This is a genomic window from Micromonospora sp. URMC 107 (genome assembly GCF_051386315.1).
Lineage (GTDB): Bacteria > Actinomycetota > Actinomycetes > Mycobacteriales > Micromonosporaceae > Micromonospora.
Window position 1 is genome coordinate 20,311 of sequence record NZ_JBPQTK010000049.1, and the last position, 19,414, is coordinate 39,724.

The window sequence follows — 19,414 nt, forward strand, 5'->3', positions numbered from 1 at the left end:
CCCTAGAACGGGATGTCGTCGTCGCTGGTGCCGCCGCCGGAGCCGACGACCGCGAACGGGTCGACGGACTGGGTGATCGACCGGAGCGTCTCGGACGGGGCGCGGCCGGCCTCGGAGACCCGGGTGGCCCAGGCCGGGAACGGGAACTCCAGGCAGAGTGGCACCGGGATGTCGGGCTGGTTGACGAACATCGTGCCCGGCTTGGCCAGCAGCGCGCGCTGCCGCTGGGCGGGCGGCAGGAAGCCGTATTCCGGGCGGGACGCCTCGGCCGGGTCGAGCCGGCCCACCACCCGGATCGCCGAGTTGGTGACGATCCGCCGCTCCACCTCGCTCGCCGTCTGCTGGGCGCCGACCAGGATCACCCCGAGCGAGCGACCCCGCTCGGCGATGTCGAGCAGCACCTCCTTGATGGGGGAGGAGCCTTCGCGTGGGGCGTACTTGTTCAGCTCGTCGAGCACCACGAAGAGCAGCGGCTTGGCGGTGCCGGCCTTCTCCTTGCGCTCGAACTCGCTCTTCAGCGTCACGCCGACCACGAACCGTTGCGCGCGGTCCGGGAGGTTGTGCAGGTCGACCACGGTGACCTGGGCGCTCTCGGCGGTGTTGATCGAGTGCGGGCGGCGGGTGGCGAGGTCGCCCCGGATCAGCCGGGACAGGTCCTTCTTGCTGCCGATCAGCCGGCGGGCGAACGCGTTGACCGTGCCCAGCCCGACGGCGCTGCCGGCCCAGTCGGAGCGGGTCTCGTCGTCGTTGAGCTGGTCGACGATGTGGTCGACCAGGTCGGCGTACGAGCCGAGCCGCACCCCGTCGATGCTCACCCCGCCGTCGGCGGGCTGGGCGTGCCGGGCCAGGTGGGCGGCGACCGAGTGCACCACCATCGTGTACTGCTGGCGCTCGTCGTCGGCGTCGGCGAACACGTAGGGCAGCAGGCGGTCGGCGCAGAACTCGCTCAGCGTCCAGTAGAAGCTGTCCACGCCGGTGAGGCGGCTGCTCACGTCGGGCGTGCCGGAGGAGTCGCCCACCCGGGGCGGGGCGTAGACCCGCACGTCCGGGAACGCGCCGGCGACCAGGCCGAGCTTCGCGTAGGCGGCGCGGGTGGCGTCGTCCAGCCGGGTGTTGGGGTGGTCGAGGAAGAGCAGGTCCTCGCCCTTGACGTTGAAGATGAGCGCCTTGGCGTTGACCGCGTCGCCGCCCAGCACGCCGGAGCGGAAGACCGAGTAGAGCAGGAAGGTGGCGAAGCTCGTCTTCGTGGCGACCCCGGAGATGCCGGAGATCGACACGTGCGCGCCCCGGCTGCCGTCGAGGAAGTCGGCGTTGAGGTAGACCGGCACCCCGTCGCGGCCCATGCCCATCGGGATGCGCCGCTCCATCCGGTCGAAGTGCAGCGCCCGGGCGCGGGCGTCGCCCTCGGCGCGGTGCACCACCGCACCGGGCGACGGCGGCACGTAGAGCTCCGGGTCGACGCGGGTGGTGGTGATCTCGGCGGCCTCCTGCACCTGGGCGGGCAGTGTGCCGTCGGCGATGGCGAAGACGTCGGAGTCGAACTGGGCGCCCTCGTGCCGGGCGCGCACCTGGGTGACCACCCCGGCGATCGTCACCGGCTCGCGGTCGGGCAGCTCCCGCCGGGTCACCACGACGTCGTCGAGCTGCAGGTAGCTGTCGGGGGAGACCGCGGTCCAGAACTGCAGGGGTGTGGCGTCGGCGGTGCCCAGCACCCGGCCGACCACCTCGCCCGGGCCGTCGAACCCGTCGTCAGTCATCGGGCAACTCCGGTCGGCTGGTCGTCGCGGTCGGGGCACACGCCTGCATCCTGCCCGAGGAGTACGACAGGTTGCCACGCGACGCGGCGGACGCCACGCGCCGTCGGCGGCCGTCAGCCACAGGGTGCCGGCCCGACCACGGTCAGTCGCGGGCGTAGCGGAGCATGAGCGTCCCGTCGGTGGCGGCGAGTACGTGCCGCAGCGGCAGGTGGCGCACGTCGCTGGCCCCGCCGGCGGTGATCCGCCCCGGCCCGGCCCCGGCGAGCAGCGGGGCGACGGTGAGGCAGACCTCGTCCACCAGGTCGGCGGCGGTGAGCGCGCCGAACAGGTGCGGGCCACCCTCGCAGAGCACCTGGCCGTGGCCGCGGCGACGCAGCTCGGCCAGGCCCGCCGCGAGGTCGACCCGGTCGTCGCCGCAGCGCACCAGGTCGGCGACCCCGGCCAGGCCGGGCGGCGCCGTGGCGTCGGCCCGGGTGAGCACCACGGGCCGCACCGGCGCGTCGGCGAACGCGGCCTGTGCCGGGTCGAGGTCGAGCGAGCCGGAGACGACGACCAGCGTCGGGTACTCGGACAGGCCGTGCTCGCGGCGCCACGCCCGGCGTCGCTCGTCGAGGCGGACCGCCCGGTAGCCCTCGTGCCGCAGCGTGCCGGCGGCCACGAGCAGGGCGTCGCAGAGCATGCGCAGCAGCCCGAAGACGCGCTTGTCCGGCTCGCCCGAGAGCCCGGCGGAGTAGCCGTCCACGGAGACGCCGCCGTCGACGCTGGTCACGAAGTTCACCCGCAGGTGGGGGCGGTCGGCCCGGCCGTAGAGCGCGGTGAGCGCGGCGTCGTCCAACGGTCGCGCCGCCGCCTGCGGCCAGAGCGCCGAAATCGGGATTCCGACGCTCATTCGCCGGCCGGACCGGTGACCGGAGGGGTGGGTCGGGGGGTACGGTGCTGGCAGTCGCACCAGGTGCGCCCCGGACAGTCGTCGTGCCGCCTGGCCCGGCACGCTCGGCAGATCATGCCCGCAGCCTATGCCGAACAGGGACGGGACAGCATGCCACGTCAGATCTTCCAGCTGAAGATTTCCCTGGCCGGGGTCCGACCGCCCATCTGGCGCCGGGTGCTCGTCCCGGGCGGCTACACCCTGGACCGGCTGCACCGGGTGGTGCAGCACGGCATGGGCTGGCGGGACTGCCACCTGCACTCGTTCGAGATCGAGGGCCGCCAGTACGGCGAGCCCGACCCCGACGGCGAGCTGGCCCTGCACGACGAGTTGGACGTCCGGCTCGACGCGGTGGTCGGCAAGGGCAGCCGCTTCCGCTACACGTACGACTTCGGCGACTGGTGGGAGCACGACCTGGTGGTGGAGGACGCCTGCGCGGCCGACCCGGACGGGCGCTACCCGTCCTGCGTGGACGGCGAGCGGGCGTGCCCGCCGGAGGACGTCGGCGGACCGACCGGCTACCAGGCGCTGCTGGCCGTGCTGGCGGACCCCGCTCACCCCGGGCACCCACAGGCGCGGGACTGGGTGGGCGACCGCTTCGACCCGGCCGCCTTCGACGCGGGCCGGGCCGACACCCTGCTGCGCCGCTTCTGCTGAACCGCTTCGGCGGCGACCCGCTCGGGCCGCGCTCCCGGGGTGCGTGACGGGCCGCTCAGCCTGTCCGCCGTCCCTGACCGGGCCCGCTGAACCGCTTCAACGCGACGGACGCCCAGGTGGCGCCGGCCCGCACGTCGACCCCTGACGCCCCCCGGGCGACGGCCCCGCACGCGCGGTAACGATCTGGGAACGCTCCCAAGGGCCTATTGACACCCCTGACACCCGCCGGCAATCTCATGGGAGCGCTCCCGCGAACGTGGCACGACTCACCCGCGCCCCGCTCCGGTCGTCGACCGCCGGCCTGGTCGGTGTCGACGGGCGCGCACGGCACCCCCCACCACACCCAGTCAGCCTCACCACCGAAAGAGGGGTCTCCGATGAGCCTCACCACGCGGCGTACCCGCATGGCGGCTGCCGCACTGGCCGCGATCACCGCCATCGGCGGTCTCGCGGCCTGCGGCAAGGACGACGACGCGCCGGCGGCCGGCGAGAAGCCCGCCAAGCTGGTCATCGACACGTTCGGCGAGTTCGGTTACGACGAGATCATCAAGCAGTACGAGAAGGACACCGGCATCAAGGTCGAGCTGCGCAAGACCGCGCAGCTCAACGAGTACCGGCCGAAGATCGTCCGGGCGCTGGCCACCGGCAAGGGCGCGGCCGACGTGGTCGCCCTCGAAGAGGGCATCCTCAACGAGTTCAAGGCCAACCCGGCGAACTGGGCCGACCTCGCCCCGCTGGTCGCCGACCACAGCAAGGACTACCTGCCCTGGAAGTGGGAGCTGGGCAAGGCGCCCGACGGCCGGCTGATCGGCCTGCCGACCGACGTCGGCAGCCTCGCGGTCTGCTACCGCCGGGACCTCTTCCAGGCGGCCAAGCTGCCGGTCGAGCGGGACCAGGTCGCCGCCCTCTGGCCGGACTGGAACGCCTTCATCGAGACCGGCAAGAAGTACCGCACCGCCACCGGCAAGGGCCTGCTCGACTCGGTCACCACCGCCGCCAGCGCCGTCATGTTCCAGCAGGGCGGCGAGCTGTTCTACGACAAGGACGACAACATCGTCGCCGACAAGAGCGCGGCGGTGAAGACCTCCTGGGACACCGCGGTCGCGATGGCCGACGCCAACATCACCGCCGAGACGGCGACCTGGTCGCCGGAGTGGTCGGCCGGCTTCAAGCAGGGCACCTTCGCGGCGACCTTCTGCCCGTCCTGGATGCTCGGCATCGTCGCGGACAACTCCGGCCCGGAGAACAAGGGCAAGTGGGACGTCGCCCCGGTGCCCGGCGGCGCCGGCAACTGGGGTGGCTCCTGGCTCGGCGTCCCGACCCAGAGCAAGTACCCCAAGGAGGCGGCGAAGCTCGCCGAGTACCTGACCAACGCGCAGAGCCAGGTGGCGGCGTTCAAGCTCAAGGGCCCGCTGCCGACCAACCTGGAGGCGCTGAAGAACCCGGAGTTCCTCGCCTACACCAACGAGTACTTCAACAACGCGCCGACCGGCAAGATCTTCGGTGAGAGCGTCGCCAAGATCCAGCCGCTGCACCTCGGCCCGAAGCACCAGGCGGTGAAGGAGAACGCGTTCGAGCCGGCGCTGCGCTCGTACGAACAGGGGCAGGCCGCGAAGGACAAGGCCTGGGAGCAGTTCGCCAAGGACGCCAAGACGCAGGGCGCCTTCTGACCCACCTCGTCGCCAGGTGGCGTCCGGGTCCACACCCCCGGACGCCACCGGCGCCGTCCCCGTTGCACCCCCGGACGCCATCGGCGCCGTCCCGTTCCGCGTAAGAGCGCCTGGGCGTCGGCGCGCGCCCGCGCCGACGCCGGGAAAGGACCCACATGAGCGAGCACAGCGAGCGAATCAGCCAGCACAGCGCCGATGAGTCTTGGGCCGGCGCCGACCGTAGGGAGGCGACGGCATGAGCCTCTCGGCCACGACGGCGCCGCCGTCGCCCGCCGCACCGCCACCCCGCCCGCCCGCGCGGCGCCGGTCCCGATCGCACTCGCTGACCCGGTTGGACCTGAAGTACTCGCCGTACCTCTACATCGCGCCGTTCTTCGTGGTCTTCGGCATCTTCGGGCTCTACCCGATGCTGCGGACCGCCTGGATGTCCCTGCACGACTGGAACCTGATCGGCGACCACAGCTTCATCGGGTTCGACAACTACGTCGCCCTGGTCAAGGACGAGTACTTCTGGAACGCCACGCTCAACACGTTCGGCATCTTCCTGCTGTCGACCATCCCGCAGCTGCTGCTCGCGCTGTTCCTGGCGAACCTGCTCAACCGCACCTTCCTGCGCGCGCGCACGCTGTTCCGGATGGCGATCTTCATGCCGAACGTGGTCTCGGTGGCCGCCGTGGCGATCGTCTTCGGCATGCTCTTCCAGCGCGACTTCGGCGTGATCAACTGGGTGCTCGGCCTCGTCGGGATCGACCCGGTCGACTGGGACGCCGAGCGGTGGAGTTCCTGGACCGCCATCGCCTCCATGGTCAACTGGCGGTGGACCGGCTACAACACCCTGATCCTGCTCGCGGGCATGCAGGCCATCCCGCGCGACCTGTACGAGGCGGCGGCGCTCGACGGCGCCGGCCAGTGGAAGCAGTTCTGGCGGATCACCCTGCCGATGCTCACGCCGACCTTCGTCTTCGTGGTGATCCTCTCCACCATCGGCGGGCTCCAGCTCTTCACCGAGCCGCTCGTCTTCGCCAACGGCAACATCATCGGCGGCGACCAGCGCGAGTTCCAGACCCTGGCCATGTACATGTACGAGTTGGGCATCGAGAACCTCAACACCGCCGGCTACGGCGCCGCGGTCGCCTGGGCGATGTTCCTGATGATCGCCCTCGTCTCGGGGATCAACTTCCTGCTCGTCCGCCGCACGGTGAAGTGAGGAACGCGGAGATGAACTCGGCATCCCGGCGCCTGTGGCGCACCAGCCCGTTGACCTACGTCGCGCTCGTCCTGGCGACGCTGTTCTCGATCTACCCGTTCTACTACATGGTGGTCATCGCCACCCGCAGCCTGGACTCGATCAACGACGTCCCGCCGCCGGTCACGCCGGCCGGATCGTTCGGCGACAACTTCGGCCGGGTGCTCGACAACGAGGCGGCGAACTTCCTCACCGGCCTGCTCAACTCGGTGATCGTCTCCGGCATCGTGACGATCTCCGTGGTGATCACCGGATCGCTCGCCGGATTCGCCTTCGCCAAGCTGCGCTTCCGGGGCCGCAACGCCCTGCTGCTGACGATCATCGTCACCATGATGATCCCGACGCAGCTCGGGCTCATCCCGCTCTGGGGCATGATCCAGGACCTGAACTGGTTCGACACCCTCTACGCGGTGACCGTGCCGTTCCTGGTCAGCGCGTTCGGCGTGTTCATGATGCGGCAGTACGCCACCCAGGCCATCTCCGACGAGCTGATCGAGGCGGGCCGGGTGGACGGGGCGAGCACCTTCCGGATCTACTGGAACATCGTGCTGCCCGCACTGCGCCCGGCCGCCGCCGTGCTCGGCCTGCTGACCTTCATGGAGACCTGGAACTCGTTCCTGTGGCCGTACGCGGTGCTCACCTCCGAGAACCCGACCCTCCAGGTCTCGCTGGCCTTCCTGTCGTACGCCTACTACACCGACTATTCGCAGGTGTTCGCCGCCACGGCGGTCGGCACTCTACCGTTGGTGATCGTGTTCATCGTGTTCGGCCGCCAGATCGTGGGCGGCATCATGGAAGGTGCCGTCAAGTCGTGAGCAACCCCGCCAGCCCGCCCGCCGCCGGCGTCGTCGACGACCGTCCGCCGCTGACCTTCCCACCCGGCTTCCTCTGGGGCGCGGCCACCGCCGCGTACCAGATCGAGGGCGCGGCGGCCGAGGGCGGCCGGACCCCGTCGATCTGGGACACCTTCAGCCACACCCCGGGCCGGGTGGTCGAGGGGCACACCGGTGACGTGGCCTGCGACCACTACCACCGGATGGGCTCCGACGTCGCGCTGATGGCCGAGCTGGGGCTGAAGTCGTACCGGTTCTCGGTCTCCTGGCCGCGGGTGCAGCCGGGCGGCACCGGCCCCGCCAACGCCGAAGGGCTCGACTTCTACCGGCGGCTCGTCGACGAGCTGCTGGGGCACGGGATCGAGCCGTGGCTCACCCTCTACCACTGGGACCTGCCGCAGCCGCTGGAGGACGCCGGCGGCTGGCCGGCCCGGGACAGCGCCGCGCGGTTCGCCGACTACGCCACGTTGGTCGCCGACGCGCTTGGCGACCGGGTGCGCTACTGGACCACGCTCAACGAGCCGTGGTGCTCGGCGTTCCTCGGCTACGGCTCCGGGGTGCACGCGCCGGGCCGCTCGGACGGCGCCGACGCCGTCCGGGCCGGGCACCACCTGATGCTCGGCCACGGCCTCGCCGTGCAGGCGCTGCGCGCGGCCCGGCCGACCGCCGAGGTCGGGGTGACGGTCAACCTCTACCCGGTCACGCCGGCCACCGACGCGCCCGCCGACGTCGACGCCGCGCGGCGCATCGACGGGCTGGCCAACCGCTTCTTCCTGGACCCGCTGCTGCGCGGGTCCTACCCGGCGGACCTGATGGCCGACCTCGCCGGGGTCACCGACTTCGGGCACGTGCGCGACGGCGACCTGGCGACCATCTCCACCCCGCTGGACGTGGTCGGCGTCAACTACTACAGCCGCCACGTCGTCGCCGCGCCGGTCCCGGGCGCCGAGCCGGAGCCGTACTGGCGGGCGCCGTCGTGCTGGCCGGGCAGCGAGGACGTCCGGTTCGTCACCCGGGGCGTGCCCGTCACCGACATGAACTGGGAGATCGACGCCCCCGGTCTGGTGGAGACGCTGCGCCGGGTGCACGAGGAGTACACCGACCTGCCGCTCTACGTCACCGAGAACGGCTCCGCCTTCGTCGACGAGGTGGTCGACGGGCAGGTGGACGACGTCGACCGGCTGGCGTACTTCGACGCCCACCTGCGCGCCGCGCACGAGGCGATCGAGGCCGGCGTGCCCCTGCGCGGATACTTCGCCTGGTCACTGATGGATAATTTCGAGTGGGCCTGGGGCTACACCAAGCGGTTCGGGATGGTCCACGTCGACTACGACAGCCAGGTCCGCATCCCCAAGTCCAGCGCCAGGTGGTACGCCGAGGTGATCCGACGCAACGGTCTGGCCGCACAATAGGCCAGGGCCAGCCATCAACGGGCGGCCCCGGCGCCACCCCGCAGGGGGTGGCGCCGGGGCCGGTCCGCCGTCGGAGGAGCAGACAATGACAACGCAGCGCACCCGGTCGCTCGGGCGCCCGACCCTCGACGCCGTCGCCGCCCGCGCCGGCGTCGGTCGCGGGACGGTCTCCCGGGTGGTCAACGGCTCACCCCAGGTGAGCCCCGAGGCGCGCGCCGCGGTGCAGCAGGCCATCGCCGAGCTGGGGTACGTGCCGAACCGGGCCGCTCGCGCCCTGGTCACCCAGCGCACCGACTCGATCGCCCTGGTGGTCTCGGAGTCCGGCGACCGGGTCTTCACCGAGCCGTTCTTCGCCGGCATCGTCCGGGGCGTCAGCTCGGGGCTGCTGGAGACCCCGTTGCAGCTCTGGCTCGCCATGGTGCAGTCGCCGATCGAGCGGGAGCGGGTCGAGCACCACCTGACCAACCAGCACGTCGACGGCGTGCTGCTGCTGTCGCTGCACGACTCCGACCCGCTGCCCACCCTGCTGGAGGAGCGCGGTCTGCCCACGGTGCTCGGCGGCCGGCCGGCGCGGATGCTGCAACCCGGCGCGCAGCCCGCGTACTACGTCGACGTGGACAACGTCGGCGGCGCCCGCCGGGCGGTGGAACACCTGGCCGGCCGTGGGCGGCGGCGCATCGCCACCATCGCCGGCCCGCAGGACATGGGCGCCGGCCTGGGCCGGCTGACCGGCTACAAGGAGGCGGTCAAGGCCGCCGGGGGCGGGGTCGACCCGAACCTGATCGCGTACGGGGACTTCAGCGAGGGCAGCGGGGCGGCCGGGATGCGGCGGCTGCTGGAGGTCTGCCCCGACCTCGACGCCGTCTTCGTCGCCTCCGACCTGATGGCGTTCGGGGCGCTGCGCGCGCTGCGCGAGGCGGGCCGGCGGGTGCCGGAGGACGTCGCCATGGTGGGCTTCGACGACGCCCCGATCGCCCGGCAGTCCGAGCCCCCGCTGACCACGGTCTTCCAGCCGGTGGAGGAGATGGGCCGGCAGATGGCCCGCCTGCTGGTCTCCCGCATCCGCGGCGACGAGCTCCCGTCCCCCCACATCCTGCTCGACACCCAGCTGATCGAACGCGCCTCCGCCTGACCCACCGGCCTCGTGCCGTCCGGTGGCTGTCCGCGGCCGGGCCGGGGGCGTGGTCCGTTCGGCGCCGGGGTCAGTCCGACCAGCGGCGCAGTTCGCGCTTGGCCAGCGAGGAACGGTGCACCTCGTCAGGGCCGTCGGCCAGGCGCAGCGTGCGGGACTGGGCCCAGAGGGCGGCGAGCGGGGTGTCCTGGCTGACGCCGGCCCCGCCGTACGCCTGGATGGCCTTGTCGATCACCCACTCGGCCATGGCGGGGGTGGCGATCTTGATGGCCTGGATCTCGGTGTGCGCGCCCTTGTTGCCGACCGTGTCCATCAGCCAGGCGGTCTTGAGCACCAGCAGCCGGGCCTGCTCGACGCGTACCCGGGACTCGGCGATCCACTCGCGCACCACGCCCTGCTCGGCGAGCGGACGACCGAACGCGACCCGCTCCAGCGCCCGCCGGCAGAGCAGTTCCAGGGCCCGCTCCGCCATGCCGATCAGCCGCATGCAGTGGTGGATCCGGCCGGGGCCGAGCCGGGCCTGGGCGATCGCGAAACCGGCGCCCTCCGCCCCGACCAGGTTCTCCACCGGTACGCGGACGTCGGTGAAGTCGATCTCGGCGTGACCGCCGTGCGAGGCGTCGCTGTAGCCGAACACCGTCATGCCGCGCCGCACGGCGACGCCGGGGGTGTCGCGGGGCACCAGGATCATGCTCTGCTGGCGGTGCCGGTCGGCCCCCGGGTCGGTCTTGCCCATCACGATGAAGATCTCGCAGCGCGGGTCCATCGCCCCCGACGACCACCACTTGCGTCCGTTGACCACGTAGTGGTCGCCGTCGCGGGTGATCCGGGTCGCGATGTTGGTCGCGTCCGAGGACGCCACCTCCGGCTCGGTCATGCAGAACGCGGAGCGGATCTCGCCCTCCAGCAGCGGCCGCAGCCAGCGCTCCTGCTGCCTTGGCGAGCCGAACTCGGCGAGCAGCTCCATGTTGCCCGTGTCGGGCGCGGCGCAGTTGAGCGCCTCGGGGGCCAGGTGCGGGCTGCGCCCGGTCAGCTCGGCCAGCGGGGCGTACTGGAGGTTGGTCAGGCCGGCGCCGTGACGCGGGTCGGGGAGGAAGAGGTTCCACAGGCCGCGCCTGCGCGCCTCGGCCTTCAGCTCGGCCATCACCGGAGGCCGGGCCCAGGGGTCGCCGGCGGCGGCCACCTGCGCGGCGTGCACCGCCTCGGCCGGCTCGACGTGCTCGGTCAGGAACGCGGTCAGCTCGGCCCGCAACTGTTCGGTGCGGGTGTCGTAGGCGAAGTCCATCAACGCTCCCTGGCGGCGGTCAGCCCGTGTTCGACCAGCGGTGCCACCATGTCGCCGATCCGGTCGAAGCCCTCGCCGAGCGTCTGCCCGAGCGTGTGCCGGTAGTGGATGCCCTCGCAGATCACCGCGAGCTTGAAGCAGCCGAGCGCGACGTGCCAGTGCAGCGGCCCGACGTCGACGTCGCCGCGCCCGGCGTACCGCGCGATCAGTTCCGTCCCGGTGGGGAACCCGGCGCGCGGGCCGAGCCCGTCGGCGACCGGGTTGCCGGCGGCCGAGTCGCTGCCGCCGAGCACGTCCCAGTAGGTCAGCAGCAGCCCGAGGTCGGCCAGCGGATCGCCGAGGGTGGCCATCTCCCAGTCGAGCACGGCCCGTACGGCCACCGGGTCGACGGTGGCGAGGAGGTTGTCCAGCCGGTAGTCGCCGTGCACGATCCGGCCGGCGTTGGCGCCCTCCGGCGCGGTGCCCGCGAGCAGGTCCCGCAGCTCCTCGATGCCGGGCAGCGGTCGGCTGCGGGACCGGTCGAGCTGGCCGGCCCACCGGCGGACCTGCCGCGCGAGGTAGCCCTCCGGGCGACCGAAGTCGGCCAGCCCGACCGAGGCGGGCTCGACCGCGTGCAGCGCGGCGAGGGTGTCCATCATCGCCATCGCCAGCTCCCGCCGCTGCCCGGCGGTGAGCGGGTCGGTCTGGGCGCGGGTGCGGAACACCTCGCCGCGCACCCGTTGCATCAGGTAGAAGGGCGCGCCGATCACGTCGGCGTCCTCGCAGAGCAGCAGCGCCTCGGGCACCGGCACGTCGGTCGGCGCCAGCGCGGAGATCACCCGGTATTCGCGGGCCATGTCGTGCGCGGTGGCCAGCACGTGCCCGAGCGGCGGGCGGCGCAGCACCACCTCCCGCCCGCCGACATCCAGCAGGTAGGTCAGGTTGGACTTGCCGCCGGCGATCAGCCGGGCCCGCAGCGGCCCGTCGGCCAGCTCGGGCCGGTGCGCGGCCAGGTAACCGGCGAGGCGGTCGAGATCCAACCCGCGGGGGGAGGCGGCGGGGGCAGGCGTACTGCCCGGCCCGGGCGCGTCGACGGCCGGCTCGGTCATCCGAATAGTTGATGGCAGCTCCGCCATGTTGTCAAGGTGGGGAGTTGACCCTCGGGACACGCCGCGGCAACAGGGGCGAAACGGCCACCGACCAGGCTGGGGCCCAGCCTGCCGGCCAGCGGTGCCGGCCCGCCGAGCGGAGGGTCAAGACATGTTGCTGCGAGTTCGGGTCACCCTGCCGGACCGTCCGGGCACGCTCGGCCAGGTGGCGCGCACCATGGGCGTCTCCGGCGCGGACATCGTCCAGGTGGTCGTGCTGGAGCGGCTCGGCGGGCGGGCGGTGGACGACTTCACCGTGGTCTGGCCGGGCGCGGCGCGGGTGGAGCGGCTGCTCGCCGGGTTGGCGGCGATCCCCGGGGTCCGGGTGGACGGGGTGTGGCGGGCGATCGGCGCGCCCACCACCTCCGGGCAGGACGCCGAGCTGCTGGCCCAGGTCGCGGCCAACCCGGTCGACGGCGTCGCCACCCTGGTCGACGCCGTACCGGGGCTGCTCGCCGCCGACTGGGCGGTCGCCGCGGTGGTGCCGGTGGACTGGGCCTCGCGGCCCGGTGCCGCCGGGGAGGCGACCGTCGCGTACGCGAGCTGGCGTGCGCCCGTACCGCCGCCGCTGCCGGAGGTGACCCCGCTGCGCGCCCGGGCGCTCAGCACGCCCGGCGGCGCGCACGTCGCGGTCGCGCCGTTCGGTCGGGCCGGCCTGGTGCTGGTGGTGGCCCGGGAGTGCGCCGGGGCGCCGGCCGCGGCGGCGTTCCACGCCACGGAGGTGGACCGGCTGGCGCAGCTCGTCCGGGCCGCCGCGGTGATCCTCGGCGACCGGCTCGACCTGGTCGGGGCGGCACCGTCAGCCGCCAACCCCTGAGCCCGGCCGGCCGGACGGCGCGCGGTGTGGCGCAGGTCGCCACGGCGGAACCGGAGCCGTCACCCGGGGGCAACCGGCCCGCAACAGCGATCGGCGAGGGTCGTACGGGGGGAAGGGAGCGAACCATGACGCTGTGGCGGATCCGGGCGACCGTGGACGACCGGCCGGGCTACCTGTCGGTGCTGACGGCGAGCCTGGCGTTGCGGGGGGTCAACATCCTCGCCGTGCAGGTGCACACCACCGAGCGGGGCGCCGTCGACGACTTCCTGGTCGACGCGCCGGACACGCTCGACGAGGCCGGCCTCGTCGCCGCCGTGCAGCGGGGGCGGGGCCGGGACTGCTGGGTGGCGCGCAGCGAGGCGCGTGGGCTCGCCGACCAGCCCACCCGGGCGCTCGGCCTGGCCACCCGACTGGTGCGGGATCCCGACTCGACCGGGGAGGCGCTGCGCGCCCTGCTCGGCGCGGACGCGGTGACCTGGCGACCCGCGTCGGCGGGCTCCGGCGGCGGGCTCGCCGACACCACCATGCTGCTGGACGATCCGGCCGGTGGGTCGTTCGCGCTGCGCCGCGCCGTGCCGGGCTTCACCCCGGCCGAGTACGCCCGGGCCCAGGCCCTGGTCGAGCTGTCGGCGGCCGTCGCGCGCCGGGCCGCCGAGCAGGTCACCCTGGTGCTGCCCGGCGGCGCCGAGGCGGCCGTACGGCCGGCGACCGCGGACGACCTGCCCGGCGTGGCCGAGCTGCACGAAAGATGCTCGGCGCGCAGCCGCCACCGCCGCTACCTGGGCGGTGCGGCGGCTCCCTCGCCGGCCCGGCTGCGCCGGCTGCTGGAGCCGGCCCGGGGCCTGACCCTGCTCGCCACGGCCGGCGACGTCGGGTCGGGGGAGTCTGTGGTGGCGATGGCGAACCTGCTCGCCGAGGGCGACGAGGCCGAGGTGGCGCTGCTGGTCCGCGACGACTGGCAGCGGCGGGGCCTCGGCCCGGCCCTGCTGCGCCGACTGGTCCGGCACGCGGAGCGGGCCGGCTACGCCGCCCTGGTGCTGCACGTCCACGCGGAGAACGCCCCGATGCTGCGCACCGTGCGGCGGCTCGGCCGGCCCACGCCGGCCGAGCGGGACGGCGCGCTGGTGACCCTGACCGTGCCGCTCACCGTGGGCGTGCCCACGGTGAACGGAAGGGGCCCTTGCTGACGCCTGCGGCACAGGCAGGGCCCCTTCCTCGCACTCAGGTCGCGGGGTAGCTGCTGTAGTCGGGGAAGTTGCCGTAGAGCCGGCCGTCGCCGCCCTGGGTGACCGCCTGCACCAGCAGGTCGCCGCCGACGAAGGCGCCCTTCCAGGAGGCGCCCCGGCCGCCGAACGGCTCGTCCCGGTCGCCCCGGGAGCGCGGCTTGTTGATGCCCACCTTGAACGCCTGGAGGTCGACCGCGAGCTTGCCGGCCAGCTCCTCGTCGTCGCAGGCCAGCGAGGCGACCAGTGCGCCGTTCGAGGCGTTCATCGCGGCCAGCAGCTCGTCGGTGGTGTCCACCACGACGATGGTGTCGACCGGGCCGAACGGCTCGGCGTGCATCAGCCGGGACCGGCCGGGCGGGGCCAGCAGCACCGACGGCGCCACGTACGCGGAGGTGTCCTGCCCGTCGAGGAACGGTGCGCCGTGCAGCTTGCCCCGGTGCAGGGGCACCGCGCCGCCGCGTACCGCCTCGTCGACCTTGCGGCGCAGCTCGTCGGCCTTGGCGGCGCTGATCAGCGGGCCGAAGTCCAGCTCGGGTAGCGGGTCACCGGCGGTCCAGTCGTCGCCGACGGCGAGCGGGTGTCCGAAGCGGACGGAACGCACCACCGGCAGGTACATGTCGAGGAACTCGTCGACGAGGTCCCGCTGGACCACGAACCGCGGGTAGGCGGTGCAGCGCTGCTTGCCGTACTCGAAGCCCTTCTTGAGGTGCCCGGCGAGCAGGTCCCACTGGGAGAAGTTCCAGATGCCCCAGGCGTTGAGGCCCTCCTGCTCGATGAAGTGCCGCTTGTCGGAGTCGAGCAGCGCGGCGGCGACCTTGCCGCCGTTGGAGCGCCCGCCGACGAACGCGACGGCGCCGATCTCCGGCGCCCGGACGAGGACCTCGGACAGCTCCTCGCCGCCGCCGGAGACCAGGGTGGCGGGCAGCCCGGCGCGGCGCATCAGCGCGTGCGCGACGGTAAGGCAGACCGCCCCGCCCTGCGACGGGGTCTTCGCGATCACCGCGTTGCCGGCGAGCAGCTGCACCAGCTCGGCGTGCACGAGCACACTCATCGGGTAGTTCCAGGACGCGATGTTGCTGACCGGCCCCGGCAGCGGCTCCCGACCGTCGGCGAGCATCCGGTCGATCTCGTCGACGTACCAGCGGACGCCGTCCAGCGCCCGGTCCACGTCGGCGCAGGCCAGCCGCCACGGCTTGCCGATCTCCCAGACCAGCAGCAGGGCGAGCAGGTCGCGGTGGGCGGTGAGCGCGTCGAGGGCGTCGATGACCCGGGCCTTGCGTTCGGCGAGGGGGGTGCCGGCCCAGGCCCGGTGCGCGTCGGCGGCGTGCGCGACCGCGGCGCGGGCGGAGTCCGCGTCGAGGCGGGCCAGGTTGACCAGCACGGTGTTGTCCACCGGGGTGCGTACCGGGCTGGGGGAGCCCACCGCGTGCCAGTCGCCGCGTACGAGGTTGTGCAGGGTGGTGACACCGTCGACCGGGGAGCCGAACGCCTCGGGCGCGGTGGCCACCGCGCGGGCGAGGGTGTCGGACCAGGCGGTGCCGTCGGCGAGTCGTAGAGCCATCGCGATCTCCTCAGGGTTGACCGGGGGAGCGGCGGCGTCGATGGCACCGCTGGTGTGGCGTACTGTCGCGCGCCGGAAAGCGGCGCGGCAACAGTACGTTCGTATGCCGGAACGCCCGCCCCGCCGCCGATCCGCTGCGGCGCGTCTTTCGGGCCGCCATTCAGGCGCCTGAGCTGGAATTACGACGCGTTTCAATCGAAAGGTTTGGATGGTGTGATGAACGTCCGATAGCCCGGCGCGGCCCGGTGGCGGTTCGCCTCAGGGGTGGCCCGGGTGGGGAGAGGCGAACGGCCGCCGGACGAGGTGTCCGGCGGCCGTTCGGGTGCTGCGTGGGTCAGCTGGTGAAGGTCACGTTGTCGCGCCGACGGCGCAGCATCAGCAGCGCGCCGCCACCGATCAGCGCGAGACCGCCCAGCGCGATGCTGGTCGTGGCCACGCCGGTCAACGGCAGGCCGCCCTCGCCGCCGCCACCGCCACCGCTGCCGCCGCTCTCGGACGGCGAGCCGGTGCCCGGGGTCGACGGCGAGGTCGACTCCGACGGCGAGGTCGACTCCGAGGGCGAGGCCGACTCGGACGGCGGCGTCGACTCCGACGGCGAGGCGGACGCGCTCGGCGAGGCCGACTCCGACGGCTGCGGCGACTCCGAGGTGGTCGGCGTCGGGGTCGGGCTCGGCGACTGCGACGGCGCGGTGCCTGCGCAGGTGTGGCTCAGGTTGAACGAGTCGGCGTCACCACTGACGGCGGCGCTGCCGTCCCGCAGGGTCCAGCCGGCCGGGGTGAAGAGGTAGGCGTGGATCAGCCGGTCCTGGTCCTTGCCCGCGGGGTAGAGGGCGTCGGGGTAGGGGTCGCCGGCGTCCGGCACCGTGACGGTGACCTCGCCGGCTCCGGTGTCGAAGGTCAGCGTGAGGGTCTCGAAGCCGCCGGAGGCCTTGCCGCCGGGCAGGACGAAGTGCCAGCCGTCGTGGTCCGCCGGGCGGCCCTCGAATCGTGGATCGGCGCAGTCCTGCGTGGAGAAGCCGCCGGCGGTCTCGTCCCGGTGGTCCGGGTTGATCTGCACGGGGCTCGATGCCCAGGCCGGGGCGGCGAGAGCGAGGCAGGCCGTGGCGGCGATGGTGGAAACAGCAGCGCGCGCCACGCGCCGACGGTACGCCATGAGGATTCCTCCGGAATAGAGTGAGGGGTCGGCCCATGATCGCACGGTGGGTGACGGTCGTCGGCATCGGGCGATCGGCTTGGGCTGCGACGATGCGCCGACCTTCTCGACGTGGCGCCGAATTTCCTCACGCTGGGTTGGCGTGTCGGTGTAACGCGATCAGGGTCGGTGGCGCTCCCGTTTCCGCGTCCGCCATCGCGGCCCTTCACAAAGCGCCGACCCTCGCCTTACATTGTCGACTATCCATGGGAGCGCTCCCGGCGCTTCTGCGGCACACCCCACCACCCCTCGTCGCCACGCCGGACCGGCTTCGCCCCGCTGTCCCGCACGACCCTCCGGTGCCCGCCGGCGACGCCACCGACAGGAGCACCGTCATGCGTCACCCGAGACGCCCGCGCCGCCCGGGCGACCTGCCCTGGCTGCCCCGCCTGCTGGCCGCCGGCACCGCCCTCGCCGCCGGCCTGGCCCTCGCCGTCACCGCCCCGGGGCCCGCCTCCGCCGCGGCGCCCGCCGCCGAAGGCACGACACGGACCACGCGCGCCCCCGCCGCCGCCGGCGCGTTCAACTACGCCGAGGCGCTGCAGAAGTCGCTCTACTTCTACGAGGCGCAGCAGTCCGGCCCGCTGCCGGACTGGAACCGGGTCTCCTGGCGCGGCGACTCCGCGCTCACCGACGGCGCTGACGTCGGGCTTGACCTCACCGGCGGCTGGTACGACGCCGGCGACCACGTCAAGTTCGGCTTTCCGATGGCGTTCAGCGCCACCATGCTGGCCTGGGGCGCCGTCGAGTACCGCGCCGGCTACGTCGCCTCCGGCCAACTGCCCCACCTGCTGAACAACCTGCGCTTCGTCAACGACTACTTCATCCGGGCGCACCCGGCCCCGAACGTCCTCTACGGCCAGGTCGGCAAGGGCGACGACGACCACAAGTGGTGGGGCCCGGCCGAGGTGCTGCCGATGGCGCGACCCGCGTACAAGATCGACGCGAGCTGTGGCGGCGCGGACCTGGCGGGGGAGACGGCGGCGGCGATGGCCGCGTCGTCGATGGTCTTCCGGCCCACCGACGCCGCCTACGCCGACCGGCTGCTCGGCCACGCGAGGCAGCTGCACACGTTCGCCGACACCGTGCGGAAGAGCTACCACGAGTGCATCACCGACGCGACCAGTTTCTACCGCTCCTGGAGCGGCTGGCAGGACGAGCTGGTCTGGTCCGCGATCTGGCTGCACCGGGCCACCGGCGACCCGGCCTACCTCGCCAAGGCCGAGAGCGAGTACGACAGGCTCGGCACCGAGAACCAGAGCACCACCCGCTCCTACAAGTGGACCATCGCCTGGGACAACAAGCAGTTCGGGGCGTACGTGCTGCTGGCCAACCTGACCGGCAAGCAGAAGTACGTCGACGACGCCAACCGTTGGCTGGACTACTGGACCGTCGGCGTCAACGGGCAGCGGGTGCCGTACTCGCCCGGCGGGATGGCGGTGCTCGACTCGTGGGGCGCGCTGCGCTACGCCGCGAACACCGCCTTCGCCGCCCTCGTCTACAGCGACAGGACCACCGACGCCACCCGCAAGGCCCGCTACCACGACTTCGCCGTCCGGCAGATCGACTACGCGCTCGGCGACAACCCGCGCGCCTCCAGCTACGTCATCGGCTTCGGGGCCAACTCCCCGAAGAACCCGCACCACCGCACCGCGCACGGCTCCTGGTGGGACAGCCAGACCGTGCCCGCCGAGACGCGGCACACCCTCTACGGCGCGCTGGTCGGCGGCCCGTCGGCGGCCAACGACGCGTACACCGACAACCGGTCGGACTACGTGATGAACGAGGTCGCCACCGACTACAACGCCGGCTTCACCTCCGCGCTGGCCCGGCTGAGCCAGGAGTACGGCGGCACCCCGCTCGCCGGCTTCCCCCGCGCCGAGACGCCCGACATCGACGAGTTGACCGTGGAGACCACGGTGATGCAGGCCGAACCGCGCGCCACCGGCCTCAAGGCGATCGTCTACAACAAGTCCGCGTTCCCGGCCCGCGCCCTGACCGCCGGGAAGTTCCGCTACTACTTCCGCCCCGACGGCACCGGCCCGGTCACGGTGACCCCCGGCTACACCCAGGGCTGCCCGTCGCCGTCGAGCGCCAAGCAGTTCTCCGGTGACGTCTGGTACGTCGAGGTGGACTGCACCGGGCACACCATCGCGCCCGCCGGGCAGTCGCAGCACCGGATGGAGGTGCAGTTCAAGATCGGCGTGCCCGAGGGCGGCACCTGGGACCCGACGAACGACCCGTCGTACCAGCCGGCGGCGGGGCCGAACCGGAAGGTCACCCTCTACTCCGGCGCCACCCGCGTCTGGGGCGAGGAGCCCGCGCCGGCCACCCCGGACACCACCGCGCCGACCGCGCCCGGCACCCCCGTCGCCTCGGCGGTCACCGCGACCGGGCTGACCCTGACCTGGCCCGCGTCCGTCGACGCCGGCGGCAGCGGGTTGGCCGGCTACGAGGTCACCCGGGCGCAGGTCGGCAGCGACGCGCTCGTCCTGGTCGACGCCGCCACGAACACCCTGGCCGTGACCGGGCTGCTGCCCGAGCGGACGTACCGGTTCTCGGTGCGGGCGC

The 19,414-nt window shown here is 73.1% G+C and carries 15 protein-coding genes; 9 read left to right on the top strand and 6 right to left on the bottom strand.

Translation table 11 applies throughout. The features are described 5' to 3' along the window. Positions 1-2 precede the first annotated feature (2 nt). Together ACSNN9_RS13995 and ACSNN9_RS14000 are read right to left on the bottom strand one after the other, a co-directional pair. Positions 3-1,757 carry an ATP-binding protein gene (locus tag ACSNN9_RS13995; RefSeq protein WP_436673457.1) on the bottom strand — a complete coding sequence of 585 codons (1,755 nt, stop codon included), beginning with the start codon at positions 1,755-1,757 and terminating at the stop codon, positions 3-5. 142 nt (positions 1,758-1,899) lie between these two features. Further along, entirely contained in the window at positions 1,900-2,646 is a 747-nt protein-coding gene (locus ACSNN9_RS14000) for a pyrimidine reductase family protein (protein ID WP_436673458.1), read from the bottom strand. Between the two features lie 150 nt (positions 2,647-2,796). Here ACSNN9_RS14000 and ACSNN9_RS14005 point away from each other — a divergent pair, with 150 nt between their 5' ends. From ACSNN9_RS14005 to ACSNN9_RS14030, 6 genes are all read left to right on the top strand, one after another. Further along, positions 2,797-3,342, top strand: a complete 546-nt coding sequence (locus tag ACSNN9_RS14005) for a plasmid pRiA4b ORF-3 family protein (protein WP_436673460.1) — start codon at positions 2,797-2,799, stop codon at positions 3,340-3,342. 377 nt (positions 3,343-3,719) lie between these two features. Then, positions 3,720-5,012 carry an ABC transporter substrate-binding protein gene (locus tag ACSNN9_RS14010; RefSeq protein WP_436673462.1) on the top strand — a complete coding sequence of 431 codons (1,293 nt, stop codon included), beginning with the start codon at positions 3,720-3,722 and terminating at the stop codon, positions 5,010-5,012. 235 nt (positions 5,013-5,247) lie between these two features. Further along, the gene (locus ACSNN9_RS14015) at positions 5,248-6,219 is read left to right on the top strand and encodes a carbohydrate ABC transporter permease (RefSeq protein ID WP_358084962.1); all 972 of its coding nucleotides are present in this window, start codon (positions 5,248-5,250) and stop codon (positions 6,217-6,219) included. A gap of 11 nt (positions 6,220-6,230) precedes the next feature. Continuing rightward, complete coding sequence (locus ACSNN9_RS14020) at positions 6,231-7,073, top strand: carbohydrate ABC transporter permease (protein ID WP_357878996.1); 843 nt, start codon at positions 6,231-6,233, stop codon at positions 7,071-7,073. Continuing rightward, the gene (locus ACSNN9_RS14025; RefSeq protein ID WP_436673465.1) at positions 7,070-8,503 is read left to right on the top strand and encodes a GH1 family beta-glucosidase; all 1,434 of its coding nucleotides are present in this window, start codon (positions 7,070-7,072) and stop codon (positions 8,501-8,503) included. The genes ACSNN9_RS14020 and ACSNN9_RS14025 overlap by 4 nt, the downstream gene beginning before the upstream one ends. An 85-nt stretch (positions 8,504-8,588) precedes the next feature. Continuing rightward, a complete protein-coding gene (locus ACSNN9_RS14030; protein WP_436673467.1) occupies positions 8,589-9,635 on the top strand; it encodes a LacI family DNA-binding transcriptional regulator in 1,047 nt (348 codons plus the stop codon). 70 nt (positions 9,636-9,705) lie between these two features. On the opposite strand, the gene ACSNN9_RS14035 is transcribed toward ACSNN9_RS14030, so the two are convergent. Together ACSNN9_RS14035 and ACSNN9_RS14040 are read right to left on the bottom strand one after the other, a co-directional pair. After that, complete coding sequence (locus ACSNN9_RS14035; protein WP_436673469.1) at positions 9,706-10,920, bottom strand: acyl-CoA dehydrogenase family protein; 1,215 nt, start codon at positions 10,918-10,920, stop codon at positions 9,706-9,708. Next, positions 10,920-12,008, bottom strand: a complete 1,089-nt coding sequence (locus ACSNN9_RS14040) for a phosphotransferase family protein (RefSeq protein ID WP_436673471.1) — start codon at positions 12,006-12,008, stop codon at positions 10,920-10,922. Before ACSNN9_RS14040 ends, ACSNN9_RS14035 begins: the two co-directional genes overlap by 1 nt. Positions 12,009-12,159: 151 nt before the next feature. On the opposite strand from ACSNN9_RS14040, the gene ACSNN9_RS14045 reads away from it, so the two are divergent. After that, the gene (locus ACSNN9_RS14045) at positions 12,160-12,864 is read left to right on the top strand and encodes an amino acid-binding protein (RefSeq protein ID WP_436673473.1); all 705 of its coding nucleotides are present in this window, start codon (positions 12,160-12,162) and stop codon (positions 12,862-12,864) included. Positions 12,865-12,989: 125 nt separating this feature from the next. Further along, complete coding sequence (locus ACSNN9_RS14050; protein ID WP_436673475.1) at positions 12,990-14,051, top strand: GNAT family N-acetyltransferase; 1,062 nt, start codon at positions 12,990-12,992, stop codon at positions 14,049-14,051. A 34-nt stretch (positions 14,052-14,085) separates the two neighbouring features. Here the strand turns inward: ACSNN9_RS14050 and ACSNN9_RS14055 are convergent, their stop codons facing one another. After that, positions 14,086-15,651 carry an aldehyde dehydrogenase family protein gene (locus ACSNN9_RS14055; RefSeq protein WP_436673476.1) on the bottom strand — a complete coding sequence of 522 codons (1,566 nt, stop codon included), beginning with the start codon at positions 15,649-15,651 and terminating at the stop codon, positions 14,086-14,088. A gap of 334 nt (positions 15,652-15,985) precedes the next feature. Next, positions 15,986-16,786 (bottom strand): LPXTG cell wall anchor domain-containing protein, encoded by an 801-nt coding sequence (locus ACSNN9_RS14060; RefSeq protein ID WP_436673477.1) that lies wholly within the window; start codon positions 16,784-16,786, stop codon positions 15,986-15,988. Positions 16,787-17,178: 392 nt separating this feature from the next. Between ACSNN9_RS14060 and ACSNN9_RS14065 the strand changes: the two genes are divergently transcribed. Then, the coding region (locus ACSNN9_RS14065; RefSeq protein ID WP_436673479.1) for a glycoside hydrolase family 9 protein at positions 17,179-19,414 on the top strand (2,236 nt) is incomplete at its 3' end.